Below are 16999 nucleotides of genomic sequence, written 5' to 3'. Positions count from 1 at the left end.
GCGAACCTCTCTTCGTCGGTGCCGTGGTGGCCGTACCCGCCGTGCCAGGACGCGGCGGTTCGGTGCGACGGCCCCGCCCCAGGAGCCAACCCCTTGTGAGTTGCTGAGTGTCGGTGGGCATTGACTCCGTGTCAAGAGACGGCCTACGGTTTCCGGCCCATACGGACCGTCCAGACGAACTGACCGTTCCCTTCACGAGTTCGGGCGGCCCATCATCGAACGTGCACTTCCCCGTCGTAGCGCCGCACCTGCCGCAGGGCCGCCCCTGCGTGCGGGCCTAGACCACCCTCGGAGTGCCCCGTCATGCGCCGTACCGCATCGCCTCTCGCCCTGATCCTGCTGGGCCTCGGAGTCTTTCTGCTCGTGCTCTCGCCGATGCTCGCCTGGTACGTCGAACCACGGGCCAAGCGCACTCCCACCGACGTCAACATCACCTCGGTCTTCACCGGCACGGGCAAATACTTCGACCAGCAGGAACTCAAGACCAAGAGCGGCCAGAAGCTCACCGTCACCCGGCGCGTGCTGGGCGATGTCGCGGCCAGCGAGAAGAGCGGGCGAGCCGTGTGGAACGTCTCGCAGGTCATCGACAACCCCAAGACCCGCAAGCTGGACGACCCGCGCAAGTCGTTCCAGTGGACGACCGAGCGCCTGGTGACCGACCGCAAGAACAACCGGCCGGTCAACTGCTGCGGCTCCAAGCCGAAGGACATCGCCGGAGAGGCGTACCTGAAGTGGCCGTTCGACGTGGAGAAGCGGGACTACTCCTGGTGGGACAGCAGCCTGGGCGCAACCGTCCCGCTGCGCTACAAGGGCGAGGCGAAGGTGCGCGGCCACCAGGGGCTGCGCTTCTCGGGCACGGTGAAACCCACCCGGGCCGGCACCCGGCAGGTTCCCGGGTTGCTGGTGGACCAGCCGAAGAGGGGGCAGGTCAACGCCGAGGAGTGGTACTCGAATTCGGGCCTGGACTTCATCGTCGACCAGCGCACCGGCCGCATCCTCTACGCGGCGACCGGGCCGAAGCTCGTGCTGCGCGCACCCGGCGGCAAGGCCGACAAGGTGACGCTGTTGCAGAGCGACAAGCTGGCGTTCACCAAGAAGACCCAGCAGGAGGCCGTGGGCCTGGCCAAGGACGACAACTCCCAGCTGCGGATGGTCGGCAGCGTCGCCCCCATCGGCGCCGTGACGGCCGGCGGGGTGTGCGCCGCGGCGGGTGCGGTACTGGTCGCCAGGGGCCGCCCCGCTCCCGGCCGGGCACGGCACGCCCCGGACCGTCCGGCCGAGGCATGACGGTGAAGAGGGCGTGACAGCGGCATGTGCGCACCCGCGCGGCGCGGCGAACTCGGCTCCTGTCGGCCGCTGATGGTTGAACATGCGACAGAGCGCGAAGTGATGAAGCCTCAGGCTCGTTCCGGAGCAAAATTGTCACTCCGGTGAGTAGCCACCCGCGAACACTGCGGCGAACACTGAGCCATCCGATGCGCACCGCCCCGCACACCCCCCGCGCACAGCCCCCGCAAAGCCTTCGCACCGCCTACGCAACGCACTGCACCGCACGAGCCTCACGGCAACGCAACGCACCGCAACGGCTCCACTGAACGCACTGCAAGGCATCCGTTCCAGGGCACCTCAACGCAACGCACTGCAAGGCATCGGTTCCATTGCACCTCAACGCAACGCAACGCACTGCAAGGGATCGATCCAACCGCACGCAACGCACCGCAACGCAACGCCTGCACACCTGCGATGTCTGCCACACCTGCAAAACCTGCAACACACCGCACCTCGCCCCACCGCACAACACAGCACCCCGCACAGCGCACCGCACACCGCACCAGTCCCCACCGGGCCCCACAAGGCACCGACCCCACAGAAACGACCCCCACCGAGACGGCCCCCACCGCATCGGTCCCTACCGCACCCTGAGACGAGTTGGAGCGCCAATGCCCCAGCACGTACGTCCCTCCCTGGTCCCCCCACACGACCAGCACGCCGCCCTCGTGCCTGCCCCCACCACCGGGCAGGGCCCCGCCCCGCGCAGGCAGCGGCCGGCCGATCCAGGGTCCCCCCGCCGCATCGTGTTCCTGGCGCGGCGCGATCTCGGCAATCCGGCCGCGGGCGGCTCCGAGCTGCTGATCGACCGGATAGCCGAGGGGCTCACCCACCATGGCCACCAGGTCACCCTGCTGTGCGGCGGTCCTGCCGCCTACCGCGACTACCGCGTCGTGTCGGCAGGTGGCGATGCCACACACTTCCTGCGCGCCCGAAGCGCCTTCGCCCGGCAGGTCGGCGACTGCGACCTGCTGGTGGAGGTCTGCAACGGCATGCCGTACCTCGCGCCCCTGTGGCACCGGGGGCCGACGCTCTGCTTCGTCAACCATGTGCACACCGACCTGTGGGGCATGCGCTATCCGGCTCCTGCCGCACGGCTGGGCCGGCAGCTCGAGCACTGGGCGCTGGCCCGCAACCACCGGCACAACCTGAAGGTCGCCGTCTCCGGGTCGACCGCGCGGGCACTGACCGAGATCGGCGTGCCGGAGGAGGAGATCCGCATCGTCCACAACGGTGTCGAGGAGCCGGGCCCGCCGCACCCCAAGGCGCCCGAGCCGCTGTTCCTGGCGATGGGACGGCTGGTCGAGTACAAGCGGGTCGATCTGCTGCTGCGCCTGTGGGAACGGGTCAGGCCGGTCACCGGCGGCCGGCTGGTCATCGTCGGCGACGGCCCGGAACGGCCGGCGCTCGAAGCCATGGCCGGTCCCGGCGTCACCTTCACCGGGCACATCAGCGAAGGCGAAAAGCACCGACTGCTGTGCCGTTCCTGGATGCTGCTGCACCCCTCACTGGTGGAGGGGTGGGGACTGGTCGTCATGGAGGCAGCGGCACGCGGTACCCCTGCGATCGGTTTCGACATCCCCGGGCTGCGCGACTCCGTGGAGGACGGGGTGACCGGGCTGCTGGCGCGCGGGGAGAGTTCGTTCGCCGCGCACTGGTGCGCGCTCGCGCTGTCGGCCGAACGGCGGCTGGCACTGGGCCGTGCGGCAGAGCGCCGGGCGGCCCGGTTCCGCTGGGCGCACACGGTTCGCAGCTTCCGGGCCGTCGCGGCTGAGGCGTACGCCCGCGCCGCCGGCACTCCGGAAGCTCCCGCACCCAGCCGTCCGGGCCCGGAACCCGACACGGACCCGGACCCGGTACTGGGCCCCGAACCAGGCCCCGAACAGGGCCCGGACCCGGGCCCGGCGCTGGAGACCGCCCGAGCCGCCGCCCTGCGCCCCGTTCCCGTAGGGCGGTGATAGGGCCGTGCGGGACCCCTCCATCAGACGATCCGTCGCGCTCTTCCGTGCCTTCCTGCGCGAGCAGTCCGACCCTGCGTACTGTTACGGCCTGCTCGCGCGGGACGCGGTGCAACAGGTGGAGCGCTACGTCCCGTTGGAGGGCCGCACTGTCGTGGACGTAGGCGGCGGCAGCGGGCACTTCACCGAGGAGTTCCGCCGCCAGGGAGCGCACTGCTATCTGTTCGAACCGGACGCGGAGGAACTGCACGCGGGCGGCCGCAAACCGGAAGGCGCGGTGCTGGCCGACGGCTATCTGCTGCCACTGGCCGACAAGGTGGCGGATGTGTGCTTCTCCTCCAACGTGCTGGAGCATGTGGCCGATCCGCAGACGTTCCTGTCCGAGATGGTCCGCGTGACCCGCCCCGGCGGGCTGATCTACGTGTCGTTCACCAACTGGTACTCCCCCTGGGGCGGCCACGAGACGGCGCCCTGGCACTACGTGGGGGCCGAACGTGCCCGCGCCCGCTACCGGCGCCGTACCGGCCGCCCCGCCAAGCACACCCTCGGCGAGAACCTGTTCGCCGTGCACATCGGACCCACCCTCCGTCACGTGCGCGCCCGGGACGACGTGGAGATCGTCGCTGCCCGCTCCCGCTACTGGCCGTTTCTCGCGGGCGCGATCACCCGTGTGCCCGGGCTGCGCGAGTTCGCCACCTGGAACCTCCTCCTCATCCTCCGGCGGTGTCCCTCATGACCACGACCGTCCAGGCGCCACCCCAGACGCCGGCTCCCTCGCCGCGGCCCGCTCCACCTCCGGAGCGGCCCAGGAGCCGCCGCTGGCTGTTCGGTTTCTGGGCGGTCGTCCTGGTCGCCTTCCTCGCCAAGTCGCCGGGGAAGATGACGTTCGAGACGAAGCTCGGAGTCGCGGCAGACCCCTGGCAGTTCCTGGGCGACCTGGGACAGCTGTGGCACGACCGGGGCGGTTTCGGCGGGATCGCCGACCAGTACGCCGGCTACCTCTTCCCGGCGCTGCCTTACTACGGGCTGACCGATCTGCTCCAGATACCGACCTGGCTGGCCGAGCGGCTGTGGATGTCACTGATCGTCTCGGCGGCCTTCTGGGGCGCGTTGCGGCTGGCCGAACGGCTCGGTGTGGGCACGCGCGTCACCCGGCTGCCCGCCGCGGTGGTCTACGCCCTGTGGCCCACCTACACCATCGTGATCGGCTCCACCTCGGCCGCCGCACTGCCGGGCGCCGTACTGCCGTGGGTGCTGCTGCCGCTGACCTCCACGCTGGTGGCGCCCCGTATCGCGGCGGCCCGCTCGGCGCTGGCGATCCCCTTCATGGGTGGTGTCAACGCGGCCTCCACCCTTGCTGCGCTGCTGCCCGCGCTGCTGTACGTCGCCACCCGTACCGGACGCACCCGTCGCACCCTGCTGGCCTGGTGGCTGCCGGGCGTCGTGCTGGCCACCATCTGGTGGTGGGTGCCACTGCTGCTGCTCGGCACCTACGGCGAGGACTTCATGCCGTACGTGGAGAACGCGGAGACCACCACCGGCACCATGTCGGCCACCGAGATGCTGCGCGGCAGCGGCAACTGGACGGCCTATCTGCACTTCGGCGATCCATGGCTGCCCGCAGGGTGGACGGTGGCCGCCGGCTGGCCGGCCGTTCTGGGCGGCGCTTTCGCCGCCGCGCTGGGCCTGGCCGGGCTGGCGCGCCGCGACCTGCCGGAGCGGCGCTGGCTGCTGCTGACGACAGTGACCGTCACCGGCATCATGCTCGCCGGGTACGCGGGAGCGCTGGGAGCACCGTTCGCCGAGCAGATCCAGGGCTGGCTGGACGGCTGGCTGCGCCCGTTCCGCAACATCTACAAGTTCCAGCCGGGGCTCGCCCTCGCGCTGATCTTCGGGCTCGCCCATCTGATGGCCGTCGCCCTCAGCACCCGCGGCACCAGGGCACTGCCGGGCCGCCGCATGCTGCTGTGGGCGGCGACGCTGGCCGTACTGCCCGGACTGTGTCTGCCGTACGTCAACGGGAACATCCTCCAGCCGGGCGCATTCGACAAGCTGCCCAAGCACTGGCAGCAGACGGCCGACTGGCTCGAGAAGAAGGCGCCGCACACCCGCGCCTATGTCACCCCGGCGACGGCGCACGGCATCTACAGCTGGGGCTCCCCCATCGACCAGCCGCTGGACGTACTCGCCAAGTCCCCCTGGGCGCAGCGCGACTACGTACCGTTCGGCACCCCGGGCAACCGCAGAGCGACCGACGCGGTGGAGCAGGCGCTGATGAGCGGCGGCGAAGTCCCCGGACTGGCCGACTTCCTGGCCCGCGCGGGCCTGTACGACGTCGTCGTACGCAACGATCTCGACCCCGACCAGCTGGGCTACGTACCGCCGCAGACCGTCAAGCGCACCCTGGAGGCGTCCGGCTACCGGAAGGTGAAGGGCTTCGGCCCGACGCTGACCGGGGGCCGTATTCCCGAGGGAACGCCCGTCCAGGTCGCCGGTTTCTACCCGCGTCAGCAGGCCGTGGAGATCTACCAGCCGACCGGTACGGCGCGCCCGGGCAGGGCGGCGCTCAAGCCCGTCTCGCAGACGGCGAAGGTCAGTGGCGGCCCCGAGGCGCTGCTGCCGCTGGCGGGCGACAAACGGATCAAGGGCAGGCCGACCGTGCTGTCCGGGGACAACCATCCGGGCCTCGGCACCCCGTCGCTGCAGGTGAAGGGGGACGGGCTGCGGCGCGCCGACACCCGCTTCGGGCTGGTGAACACCAACACCTCGTACACCTACACCGCCGGTGAGCGGAACCATCCGGACAGCCTCCAGCAGCCCGGCGAGAAGCCGAAACAGATCCTGCCGACCAACGGCACCCGGCACCAGACGACGTCCGTACTGCGCGGTGCGAAGTCCGTGACCGCGTCCAGCAGCGGCAACTGGCTCTTCCATCTGCCGCAGTACGAGCCGGTTGGTGCCTTCGACGGCAACCCGAACACCGCTTGGGCGGAGGGCTCGGCGGGTGAACCCGAAGACCAGTGGATCAAGGCCGAGTTCCGGGGGAGCGTCGACATCCCCCGCGAGATCGAGGTGACGCCGCTGCCCGGTGACGCCACCCGCGCGGCGCCCACCCGGGTGCGGGTGGAGACCGAGCACGGCAGCGCCTCCAGCTTCCTGCGGCCCACAGGGGAGCGGCAGCAGATCAAGGCACCACAGGGCGCGGCACGGTGGCTGAAGCTGACCATCACCGAGGCGCAGCCGCCACGCGCCGGGCTGTCGGGTGCCGGATTCGCCGAAATCAGCATCCCTGACGTACAGGTGACCCGGCTGTTGAAGCTCCCCGCAGACACTGAAGACGACGGTGCGGACAGTGAGCTGGTTTCGCTGCACCGGGGCGACGATCCGGGTGGCCTCTCCCCGGTCTCCGCCGAGGTCGGTCTGCACCGTAAATTCACCACTGCTGCGAGCTCCGACTACGACGTACGCGCGCGGGCGCTGCCCGTACCGGGCGGCGAACTCGACCGGCTGCTGGACGAGTCGGCGCCCGGGTCGCGCGACCGGATCACGGCATCGGTCGACTCGATGGCCAGGACCGGCACCGCGCTGAGCGCACGCAATCTGGTGGACGGAAATCTCTCCACCGCGTGGATCGCCGGTGACAAGCCGACCATCCGGCTCAAGTGGCCCGAGAAACGGGAGATCAGCGAGATCGTGCTCGCCCCGGCAGGCGGCATCTCCGCAGCGGCCAAGGAGGTGCGGATCAGCTCGCCGGACGGTGCGACGACGGCCGGGGTCGACAAGAACGGCCAGGCACGCTTCGAGCCGATCGAGACGGACGAGATGACGCTCACGGTCACCAAGACCAAGCAGCTGACTGTTCACAACCCCCTCGCCGACCGACAGCTCCAGCTGCCGGTCGGGCTCAACGAGGTCTATCTGCCCGCGCTGGACGACTTCCGGGTGCCGGCGCCCCGGGCCGACCAGAAGTTCGAACTTCCCTGCGGCAAGGGCCCGGTGCTCGCCGTGGACGGCACCCTGCACGCCACCAAGGCGGCCGGGAAAGTCCGCGACCTGACCGAGCGGCGCCCGATCGACGTACGGCTGTGTGCCGGCGAGGCGGAGGACGGCAGCCTGGAACTGGACGCCGGCAGCCACACCGTGGAAGCCGGTGACGCCGGACCACTGGCCATCACCGACGTCACGCTGGGCAGCGGCGACGAGGGCGCGGCAGGTGCCGAGAACGCGAAAGAGTCCGAGGACGCGGCAGGTGCCGAGCCCGGACATCGGCCCCGGGACCGTACGAGCGTCGCCCGCGACTGGGCGGGCGACGAGCGCACCGTCGAGGTGGGCGACGGGCCCGCCGCCTACCTCCAGACGTACGAGAACGCCAACGACGGCTGGGAGGCCACCCTCAACGGCAAGAAGCTGCGTCCGCTGCGGCTCGACGGCTGGCAGCAGGGCTTCCTCGTGCCGGCGGGAGAGACGGGCACGGTCAAGCTGGAGTACCAGCCTGCCACCTGGTACAAGGCCGGGCTCGTCGCGGGCGGGCTGGGCATCGTCGCACTGCTGTGCTTGGCCTTCATCGGCATGCGGCGTGGTACGCCGCTGGGTGCCGGCGAGGAGCGCGATCCGGTGCCGCCGCCAGGCTGGGTGCTCGGCACGGCGGTGCTCACCCTGGTGGTCGCGCTGGTCGCGGGCCCGTACGCGCTGGTCGTCCCCGCGCTGGCGGTGGCCGCCCGGCTCCGGCCCGGCGTGCTTGTGCCGGTGGCGCTGCTGGCCATGGCGGGCGCCGGGGTGGTCGCGGCCCTGGGCGCCGGGTCGGCCCTCGCGGACGGGCAGGGCGCCTTCGGGTACGTGGCACAGGCGCTGGCCCTGCTGGCGCTGGCCGCCGCACTGGTGACGCTGCCCGCGCGGGAGCCGGAGCCCGCCACCGCCGCGGAACCGGAGCCGTGGGCGCCCGATACGGGGCCGCCATCACCGGTGGGGCCGGCCATGCAGCAGCCTCCGCAGCCGCAGCGCCCGCCGTACGCCCCGGAGGCCGCGACAGCACCCCTGCCGCCCGTGCCACCCGCTCCGCACGGCGGGCACGCCCGGACCCTCCCGGACACCCCCGCCGGGCCGGGCGGAGCCCCGCCCGGCGACACCGGGCCGGGACCGCACGCACGGCCCGCCCAGAACCCGCCGGGCGAGCAGCACAAACCGCACGAGGGGGAGGACCCCGCCCCATGACACCACCCCACAAGGGCGCGAGCGCCACGCCCTCGCACGAGGGCGCCACACGGCACGGAGCAGCCGCACAGGCCGGCGCCGCATCGGCCGGCGCGGCTCCGGACCGCGCCGCTCCGGACCGCGCCGCTGAGGGCGCAGCGGCGCACAGCGGCGCGGCCCGCGCGGGCGGGGCGCCCGAGTCCGCTGTCGTATCGGGCGGGGCGGCGCCGCAGTTGAGCTCCGGCCGTGAGCACGAGCGCAAGGACAGCAGGGACAGCAAAAACGGCGCGGGACAGAAGGCATCCGCCGCCGGGGAGCGCCGCATTCCGTTCCCCACCGTCGACGAGATAACCCGGCACTGTCTGGACGACGACGAGCCGGAGACGGTGCATGTGGAGATCCACCTGCCCGCGCTGCCCGACCCGGACCGGCTGCGGGCCGCGTTCGCCGAGGCGATGCGGCGGCACCCGCGCATTCTGCTGCGGCAGGTGCCCACCCGCTGGTGGCGGCCCCGGTACGAGTGGGTGCTGACTGCGGAGCCGGAGCGGGATCCGGTCGCCTTCCCGGGCGGCACCCTGGAGGAGGCGCGGGAGCGGGCCCTGGCGGAGTGCCCGCCGCTGGATGCCTCGCCGCCGTTCCGTGCCGAGGTGATCGAGCACGGGGACGGGTGCGTGCTGCTGGTGACGATCAACCACACGGCGCTCGACGGCCCGGCGTGTCTGCGGGTGGTCGCAACAGCGGCCGAACTGTACGGCGGCGCGGACAACTCCCCCGCGCCGCCGCCTGTAAGGACCCTCGCCGAGCAGCGGGGCGCGGACGTGGAGTCCGCTCCGCGCGGACAGATCTGGATGCGTCCGGCCCGCGTCGCGGCGGACACCCGCCATCCGGGTACGCCCGGCAATGGCATGCTGATCGCCGACCTTCCGGTGCCCGCCCGGCCGCCCCGCGCGCCGGGCGAGCCGGCCCCCTACACCGTCAACGACCAACTGCTGGTCGCCACCTGGCTGATGGTGGCGCGCTGGAACAGCGCACATGAGGAGCCGGTACGGCCCGTCCGGATCACCATGCCCGTCGACGACCGGCCCCGCACCGCGGATATGCCCATCGGGAACGGGACCCGGCTGGTGGAGGTCACGTTCGGGGCGCAGGAGCGCGAGCTGTACGGGGTGCTGACGGCGCCCGGCGCCCCCGGCGCGTCCGGCCGGGAGGTGATCGAGCGACTGCTGCGGTCGACCGCGGCCCGCACCCGCGCGCTCAAGGCCGCCGACCGGCCCCAACTCGGCTTCAGCGGTGACCTGCTGACCACTCCGCTGCTGCCGGTAGGACTGCGCGCCGCCGGCATCCGCACGCTGCGCAGGGCGGCGGGGCCGTGGGCGTCCACCACCCTGCTGTCCAACATCGGCCGCGTTCCCTACCCGCTCGACTTCGGTGACGCGGGACGCGCCCGGGCGGTCTGGTTCTCGGCGCCCGCCCGAGTGCCGCGCGGCCTGTCCGTGACGACCGTCTCGACAGGCGGGCGGCTCCAGCTGGCGCTGCGCTGGTCGCACGCCCGGCTGGACGACAGCGCGGGCCGGCGCCTCGGCACACTGTTCGCCGAGGCACTGGCCGCCACCTCCTACGTGCCGAGCAGGTCCGACGAGTCGAACGGGGAGCCCTCGTGAGCGGTGGCACCAGCACCCTTCAGCAGCTCTACGAGGACCCCGCAACCCCCGTCGCCTCCGGTCCCGACCGTGCGCGGCGCCAGGCGGCGATCCTGGCGCGCGCCCTGGGGCACGCGCCGTCCACCGTGCTGGACATCGGCTGCGGCGACGGCAGTGCGGCGGCCACCGCCGCGCGTTCACTCCCCGGGCACCGTCTGGTGGGCGTGGACTGGTCGCAGGACGCGCTGCGCCGCGCCTCGGCGCACCTGACGGCCGTACGGGGCGAACTGTCCGCGCCCGGCCTGCCGTTCGCCACGGGCTCGGCCGACGCGGTGCTCTTCTCGGAGGTGATCGAGCATCTCGTCGACCCGGACGCCGCACTGGACGAGCTGCACCGGGTGCTGCGTCCGGGCGGGCATCTGCTGCTGTCCACGCCGAACCTTGCCGCCTGGTACAACCGTGCGCTGCTGTTGCTGGGCACCCAGCCGGTCTTCTCCGAGGTGTCGCTGCGCGGCATCCACGGCCGTCCGGGCTCGCAAGTGGTGGGCCACCTGCGGCTGTTCACAGCGCGTGCGCTGCGCTCGATGCTGCCCGCGGCCGGTTTCCGCGTCGTACGGATCACCGGGGCGCCGTACCACGATGTGCCGCGCCCGCTGCGTCCGCTGGACCGCGCCGCCTGTCACATGCCGTCCCTGGCCTCCATCCTGCTGGTGCACGCGCGCGCGGTGCCACGGCAGGGCGGGGCGCCGCGCGGTGAGCCGCCCGGGGAGGAGTGCAGCTGATGCTCTGGGGAGTCGCGGCGGCGCTGCTGGCCAACCTGCTGTTCAGCGCGGGCTTCGTCATCGAGAAGCGGGCGCTCTCGGCGCTCCCACCGCTCTCCGCGGGGCGCCCCGCCCGGCTCGTACTGCATCTGCTGCGCAGCCCGCTGTGGATCGCGGGTGCCGCCTCGCTGCTGCTGGGGTTCGCCGCGCAGCTCGCCGTCTACCGCACGCTCCCCCTCGTCGCCGCTCAGGGGCTGTTCGTCACCGGCCTGGTGATGCTCCTGCTGCTGTCCACCCTCTTCCTCGGCGAGCGGTCCAGCGGACGCGAGCGGCAGGGAATGCTGGCCATCCTGGCGGCACTGCTGATGATTGTCTTCTCGCTGCACGACAGCTCCGAGACGATCAGCAAGCTGGCACCCGTCCCCCTCCTGCTCGTCATCTGTCTGCCCTCCCTCGCGCTGGGCCTCGCACTGTTCCTGTCCGCCGAGCGGCGCTCCAGAAGACGCCACCGGCTGCCGACGGCAGGCGTGCCCTACGGGGTGGCGGTGGGGTTCCTGTACGGAGTCAGCTCGCTGGCCATCAAGGGCGTCGCCGGGCTGCTCGACCTCGGCGACCCGGGCGGCACTGTGGTAGCGCTGCTCACCTCGCCATATCCCTACCTCCTGTTGTTCACCGGGACGACCGGGCTGGTGCTCTCGCAGACGGCGTTGCAACGGTGCCGCGCCTCACTGGTCGTACCGGTGTGCACGACGGTGAACTTCCTCTACGCAACGGTCAGCGGCACCGTCGCCTTCGCGGAACCGCTGCCTGACGAGCCGCTGCGGCTCGCCCTGCGGCTGGGCGGCGCCGCGCTCGCCGTCTGCGTCCTGGTCGCCCTGCCCCGCCACGAACCGGAGGCCGAAACCAGCCCTCGGGACGCGGAGCCGAAGCCCGTGCCGAAGGCCCTCCCGCCCGCCGGGCGCCCGCTGTCGGCGACGCTGCCGCCCGCGCGCCCCGAAGACGCACCCGAAAGGCAGTGACCATGTCCCCCTTCTCCGCCGACGACCCCCTGCTGAAGATCCTCGCCTGTCCGCTGGACAAGGGCCCGCTCACCCTGCTCCAGCCGGAGGAGGCGCTCTACAACCCGCGCCTGCGCCGCCGCTACCCCATCGTGGACGGGATTCCGCAGCTGCTCCCCTCCTCCGGTGAGCAGGTCGGCGACGAGGAGCATCAGCGGCTGCTGAAACGCCTCTCCGAGCCGGAGGCCCCTTCCTCATGACTCTCGCCTCCCGTATCGGCCCGCACCTGCCAGGACGCCTGCTGACGGCCGCGACCGACCTGCTGTACCCGCGCTTCGAGCCGGAACTGGCGCGGCTGGCCGACTTCTGCCCGTACGGCGGCACAGCTGTCGACATCGGCGGCTGGTACGGGCCGTGGACGCGCCGGCTGGCGCGGCGCGCCGACCGTGTGGTCACCCTCGAACCCGTCCCCCACCTGGCACGGCGACTGCGTGCCGGGGCGCCGCCGCACACGGAGGTCCTCCAGGCCGCCGCCAGCGACTACTCGGGGACGGCGACACTGTGGCTGCCGCCCGACGGGCGCGGCGACCGCGGCGTCTCCTCACTGGTGCGGCGCGAGGTGCACCAGGCGACGCTGGATGTGCCCTGTCTGCCACTGGACGAGCTGGGTCTGACCGATGTCACCCTGCTCAAGATCGACGTGGATGGCAGCGAGCTCGCCGTGCTGCACGGCGCGGAGGCCACCGTCACGCGCGAGCGGCCCGCTCTCTTCATCGAACTGGAGCTGCGTATCCAGCCGCTCGCACCGGTGCTGTCCCTGTTGTCCGCACTCGGCTACACCGGCTGGGTTCTGCCCGCGCGCACCTGGGTGCCACTGGCCGACTTCGATCTGGCCGCGCACCAGCGGCGCACAGCGCACGTCGCGGAACACGGACTGCTGCGCCGTTCACTCGCACCGCACCGGCGGTATGTGAACTCGGTGCTCTTCCTCCCGGCGGGCCGCCGACCAGGAGGGCGGGACTAGGGCTGAGGGCTGCGCCCCGTAAGGGGCGCGGGGAACTGCGCGACCAACACGACGCGACCCGCAGCCCGCAAGCGTCGGACAGGGGCACCCCCTTACCGGACAACGGACGGCGGTCACGCGGTCTTGCGGGGACGTGTGGATTTCTTCGCGGCCGGTTTCTTTTCGGCAGTCTTCTTGGTTGCCGTCTTCTTCGGGGCGGCTGCCTTCGAACCCGTCTTCTTGGCAGCGGTCTTCGTGCCCGTCTTGGCCGCAGCCTTCTTGGCCGGTTCCTTCTTCCCCGCCGTCTTCTTGGCGGCCGTCTTCTTAGCGGGGCGCTGGCGTTCCGCCAGCTCGTGGACGGTCGCCGCCTCGCCCTCCTGGCGCCCGCTTCTGGCCTCCTGCACGCTGCGTTCCAGTACGGACATCAGGTCCACCAGCTTGCCGCCGCCCGCCTCGGTCCTGCGGCGCAGCTCCTCGGGCGCAGGACCGGTGCCCTCGGCCTTCGCCCTGACGAGCTCTTCCAGCGCCTCCCGGTACTCGTCCCGCAGTTCATCCCAGTCCAGCTCGCCGAGCGTCTCCATGAGGGTGTCGGCCAGATCGAGTTCGGCGTCCCGCACCGCGACCTGTCCCTCGGGGGCCACCCCGCCGACCGAGCGGATCTCGTCGGGCCACAGCATGGTGTGCAGCGCCAACGCGTCCTCGTACACGCGCAGCATGCCCAGGCTCTCCCGGGCCCGCAGCGCCAGCTTGGCGACGGCGACCTTGCCGGATCTTCGCAGCGCCTCCCGCAGCAGCACATACGGCTTGTCGGCACGCTTGCCGTCGGCGGCCAGGTAGTAGGAGCGGTCGAGCTGGATGGGGTCGATCTCCTCGGCGGGTACGAAGCCGAGGATCTCCACGGTCTTGGCGGTGGGGAGCGGGAGGGCCGCCATGTCGTCGTCGGTCAGCAGCATGGTGTGGCCCTCTTCGGTCTCGAAGCCCCGGCCGATCTCCTCGCGCGGCACCTCCTCCTCGTCCAGCTCGCACACCTTGCGGTAGCGGATGCGGCCCCCGTCGGCAGTGTGCACCTGGTGGAAGGAGACGCTGTGGTTCTCGGTGGCGGCCACCACCTTGATCGGGATCGAGACCAGCCCGAAGGAAATGGTCCCTTTCCAGATTGAACGCATACTTTGTCCCTTCTATGGGACTCTCAGGGTATGCCTCACACGGAGATCGGGGGCCACCGCTTGGCCCTCAGCAACCTCGACAAGGTGCTCTATCCGGCGACGGGGTTCACCAAGGGCGAGGCGATCCACTACTACGCCTCGATCGCCGACGTTCTCCTGCCCCACCTCGACGGACGCCCCCTCTCCTTCCTGCGCTACCCGGACGGCGTGGAGGGCGAGAAGTTCTTCACCAAGCACGTCCCGCCCGGCACCCCCGACTGGGTGACGAGGCGCAAGATCTCCGTCGTCAGCAAGGAGCCGCTGCACCAGGTCCTCATCCAGGACGAGGCGACACTGGTGTGGGCGGCGAACCTGGCCGCACTGGAGCTGCACACTCCGCAGTGGCAGTCGGACCACCAGGCCGAGGCGGACCGCCTGGTCTTCGACCTCGACCCCGGCGAGGGCGCCGACATCCTGGACTGCCGCCGGCTCGCCGACTGGCTCCGCAAGCGGGCGGGCGACGACGGCATCACCCTGCTGCCCAAGACCTCCGGCTCCAAGGGCCTGCATCTGATCGCGCCGATCGAGCGCACCCCTTCCGACCGGGTTTCGGCGTACGCGAAGAAGCTCGCCCAGGAGGCGGAGGCGGACCTGCCCGACCACGCGGTCAGCAAGATGGCCAAGAACCTGCGCCCGGGGAAGGTCTTCGTCGACTGGTCGCAGAACAACCAGGCGAAGACGACCGCAGCCCCCTACACGCTGCGCGCCAAGGAGCGCCCCACCGTCTCCACCCCGCTGACGTGGGACGAGTTGGCCGCCGCCAAGAAGCCCCAGGACCTGGTCTTCCTCAGCTCCGACCTGCCGCCGCGGATCGAGGAGTGCGGCGATCTGCTGGCTCCGCTGCTGGAGGGCGCCGGGAAGAAAGGCGACCGGGGCCGCATCCCCGGATAGCAGCCGACGGCTCACCACCCGGGACGCAGCCCCGGCCCTGCCCCGCTGCTTCTCAGTGCGCCTCGGCGCCCCAGTCGCTGCCCGCCCGGGCACGGTAGTCACGGACCGTACGGATGCGATCACTCATCGGCGAAGGGAGCCGGTCCTGGACCGCATCGGCCGCCTTGGCCGCCGCCTGTCGCCCGCTGAGTGCCGCGGCTTCCCCCGCGTTGCGTACCGCCGGGTTCTCCGCGATCCTGCGCACGGCCTTCCTGAGCTGCTCGTACCGCTCGCGTCCCGCGCGGGCGCCGAGCACATAGCCGACGGCCAGTCCGGACACGAACGTGAGCCGGTAGCGCATAGCTTGCCCCTTCTCTCGGCTGATGGTCCTGCTGCCGGTGCCCCGGCGGCTGCGAGCACCGTCGGGGCGCCTGGAGGGGTACCGCGGATGGGCGGCGGCAATACCGATTTCGGGGCACCCCCTGGCATGCGCTAATGTATTCCTCGCCGCAAGGGAGCGCTCCGGGGTTCCGGAGTGTGACCGACAAGACGGTCCCGTGTAGCTCAATCGGCAGAGCAGCCGGCTGTTAACCGGCAGGTTACTGGTTCGAGTCCAGTCGCGGGAGCAGTACCTGAAAGGGCCCCTTCCCGGGGCCCTTTTTCCATGCCGTCACTCGTCCGGGGCCCGTGCGGGGACGTTCTTCCCTGATCTGTACGGAAGTTGACCACGAACGGGAACCGATCACCCTTGGTTCGCGGTCCTCACCTGCGTAGATCTCCCCCGGCGCGGGCGGCAGATCCTATGAACGGTTATGCTGCGGCAGACGGCGCGCACAGATGTGCGCGGTGCGCCGTTACGGGGCGGTAGCTCAGCCGGTTAGAGCAGCGGACTCATAATCCGTCGGCCGTGGGTTCGAGTCCCACCCGCCCCACCACAGCACAACCGCGCAGAAACGTTCCCAGCTGCGCTTTCGGCGGGCGCTCCGGAAGACCGGGCGCCCCGTCCGGCATATCGGGCGGCGGTCCGGCCCGGCGTCCGGGCCCTCTGGCCGGTCACCCGATCGTGGTGGCCCCCGCCCGCACCCGCAGCCCGCAGCCACGCCTGCACCCGCGTTCGCACCCGCCGCGGGCGCCGCGTGGGCCATGCAAGAGGGCGCCAGGGCGGCCCCGCGCGCCTCCCCTCCCTGATCCCCGGCGTCTCTGCAGCAGCCCCAGCGGCGTTCAGCCTCCGGACGCGTTCGGCGGGGACTCGGAGGACGGCGTGCTCCGGGAGGCCGACGGGCCGGTGGCCGGCGCCAGGCGGTCGATCGCACCGACCACGTACGCGGCGTACGGGCGCAGCCGGGGTAGCAGGTCGTCCCAGCGTTCGCCCTCCTGTCCGAGATAGCCGGCGCGTGCGCGGGCCAGTACGGGCCGGTGCTCCGCGGGGAGGCGGGCGAGAGCCCAGTCGGCTGCCGCGTCCTTGGGCCGGACGAGCCCGGTCGCCAGCGTCGTCCAGATCCGGGCGAGCGTCAGTACGACGTTGCGTGTATCCGGCTCCAGTTCGGCCAGCAGGTCCGGAACTCCGGCGACCAGCGCGCGACGGAGGTCCTCTTCGGGGACGGGGTCGAGGACGTCCGGGGGCGGTGGCCCGAACAGCGGGGTGTCTCCGTGCAGCACCATGGTGATCAGCGGGGCGAGGTCGGGGTCCGGCTCCGGCGAGGGCGACTCGCCCCGTTCGTACGCGTCGCGCAGCCACTCGCCGTACTGGAACTCGCGGCGCGGCGGGTAGCGCCAAGGGCGGATGTCGTCCTGGACGACGACGGTCAGCTCCACCGGGCGGGCGGGGCCGAGCCGGGCCTGCTCGCCGGAGATCTCCAGCAGTCCCTGGACGAGCTCCCGGCGTTCCCACTCGGAGGTATGCCGTCGCAGCACGGCGAACACGTCCACGTCACTGTGCGGCCGCAGACCGCCGAGCACCGCGGAGCCGTACAGATAGCCGCCCACCACATCAGGGCCGAGCACACGGCGGACCAGCCGCACGGTGTCCATGGCCTGTGTCACCG

Annotated in this window: 13 protein-coding genes and 2 tRNA genes; 12 read left to right on the top strand and 3 right to left on the bottom strand. The window is 71.7% G+C overall.

Going from position 1 to position 16999, the window contains the following annotated elements:
- Positions 1–303: 303 nt before the first annotated feature.
- The 9 genes from ACTWQF_RS23685 (at position 304) to ACTWQF_RS23645 (ending at position 12900) form a co-directional block, all read left to right on the top strand.
- Positions 304–1287: a DUF3068 domain-containing protein gene (locus tag ACTWQF_RS23685; protein ID WP_443281649.1), complete on the top strand. Its 984-nt coding sequence runs from the start codon at positions 304–306 to the stop codon at positions 1285–1287.
- Between the two features lie 653 nt (positions 1288–1940).
- The gene (locus tag ACTWQF_RS23680; RefSeq protein WP_443281648.1) at positions 1941–3287 is read left to right on the top strand and encodes a glycosyltransferase; all 1347 of its coding nucleotides are present in this window, start codon (positions 1941–1943) and stop codon (positions 3285–3287) included.
- Between the two features lie 7 nt (positions 3288–3294).
- Positions 3295–4023 (top strand): class I SAM-dependent methyltransferase, encoded by a 729-nt coding sequence (locus tag ACTWQF_RS23675; protein WP_443281647.1) that lies wholly within the window; start codon positions 3295–3297, stop codon positions 4021–4023.
- The gene (locus ACTWQF_RS23670; RefSeq protein WP_443281646.1) at positions 4020–8498 is read left to right on the top strand and encodes an alpha-(1->3)-arabinofuranosyltransferase domain-containing protein; all 4479 of its coding nucleotides are present in this window, start codon (positions 4020–4022) and stop codon (positions 8496–8498) included. Before ACTWQF_RS23675 ends, ACTWQF_RS23670 begins: the two co-directional genes overlap by 4 nt.
- On the top strand, positions 8495–10138 hold the full coding sequence (locus tag ACTWQF_RS23665; RefSeq protein ID WP_443281645.1) for a condensation protein: 1644 nt from the start codon (positions 8495–8497) through the stop codon (positions 10136–10138). Before ACTWQF_RS23670 ends, ACTWQF_RS23665 begins: the two co-directional genes overlap by 4 nt.
- On the top strand, positions 10135–10899 hold the full coding sequence (locus ACTWQF_RS23660) for a class I SAM-dependent methyltransferase (protein WP_443281644.1): 765 nt from the start codon (positions 10135–10137) through the stop codon (positions 10897–10899). The genes ACTWQF_RS23665 and ACTWQF_RS23660 overlap by 4 nt, the downstream gene beginning before the upstream one ends.
- Entirely contained in the window at positions 10899–11897 is a 999-nt protein-coding gene (locus ACTWQF_RS23655) for a DMT family transporter (RefSeq protein ID WP_443281643.1), read from the top strand. Before ACTWQF_RS23660 ends, ACTWQF_RS23655 begins: the two co-directional genes overlap by 1 nt.
- Before the next feature lie 2 nt (positions 11898–11899).
- On the top strand, positions 11900–12136 hold the full coding sequence (locus ACTWQF_RS23650; RefSeq protein WP_443248475.1) for a Trm112 family protein: 237 nt from the start codon (positions 11900–11902) through the stop codon (positions 12134–12136).
- Entirely contained in the window at positions 12133–12900 is a 768-nt protein-coding gene (locus ACTWQF_RS23645) for an FkbM family methyltransferase (RefSeq protein ID WP_443281642.1), read from the top strand. The genes ACTWQF_RS23650 and ACTWQF_RS23645 overlap by 4 nt, the downstream gene beginning before the upstream one ends.
- Positions 12901–13013: 113 nt before the next feature.
- Here the strand turns inward: ACTWQF_RS23645 and ku are convergent, their stop codons facing one another.
- The gene (gene ku / locus ACTWQF_RS23640; protein ID WP_443281641.1) at positions 13014–14045 is read right to left on the bottom strand and encodes a non-homologous end joining protein Ku; all 1032 of its coding nucleotides are present in this window, start codon (positions 14043–14045) and stop codon (positions 13014–13016) included.
- A 30-nt stretch (positions 14046–14075) separates the two neighbouring features.
- On the opposite strand from ku, the gene ligD reads away from it, so the two are divergent.
- Positions 14076–14975 carry a non-homologous end-joining DNA ligase gene (gene ligD / locus ACTWQF_RS23635; RefSeq protein ID WP_443281640.1) on the top strand — a complete coding sequence of 300 codons (900 nt, stop codon included), beginning with the start codon at positions 14076–14078 and terminating at the stop codon, positions 14973–14975.
- A 52-nt stretch (positions 14976–15027) separates the two neighbouring features.
- Here the strand turns inward: ligD and ACTWQF_RS23630 are convergent, their stop codons facing one another.
- Complete coding sequence (locus ACTWQF_RS23630) at positions 15028–15315, bottom strand: YtxH domain-containing protein (protein ID WP_443281639.1); 288 nt, start codon at positions 15313–15315, stop codon at positions 15028–15030.
- A 192-nt stretch (positions 15316–15507) separates the two neighbouring features.
- Between ACTWQF_RS23630 and ACTWQF_RS23625 the strand changes: the two genes are divergently transcribed.
- Both ACTWQF_RS23625 and ACTWQF_RS23620 read left to right on the top strand, forming a co-directional pair.
- A tRNA-Asn gene (locus tag ACTWQF_RS23625) sits at positions 15508–15580 on the top strand.
- A gap of 232 nt (positions 15581–15812) precedes the next feature.
- Positions 15813–15889 (top strand) — tRNA-Ile (locus tag ACTWQF_RS23620).
- 286 nt (positions 15890–16175) lie between these two features.
- Here ACTWQF_RS23620 and ACTWQF_RS23615 read toward each other — a convergent pair.
- Positions 16176–16985, bottom strand: a complete 810-nt coding sequence (locus ACTWQF_RS23615) for an aminoglycoside adenylyltransferase family protein (protein ID WP_443281703.1) — start codon at positions 16983–16985, stop codon at positions 16176–16178.
- Positions 16986–16999 lie beyond the last annotated feature (14 nt).

It is taken from the genome of Streptomyces sp. 8N114 (genome assembly GCF_052245835.1).
GTDB lineage: Bacteria > Actinomycetota > Actinomycetes > Streptomycetales > Streptomycetaceae > Streptomyces.
Note: the sequence above shows the minus strand (reverse complement) of the source record. Positions and strands in the feature narration are given on the sequence as shown.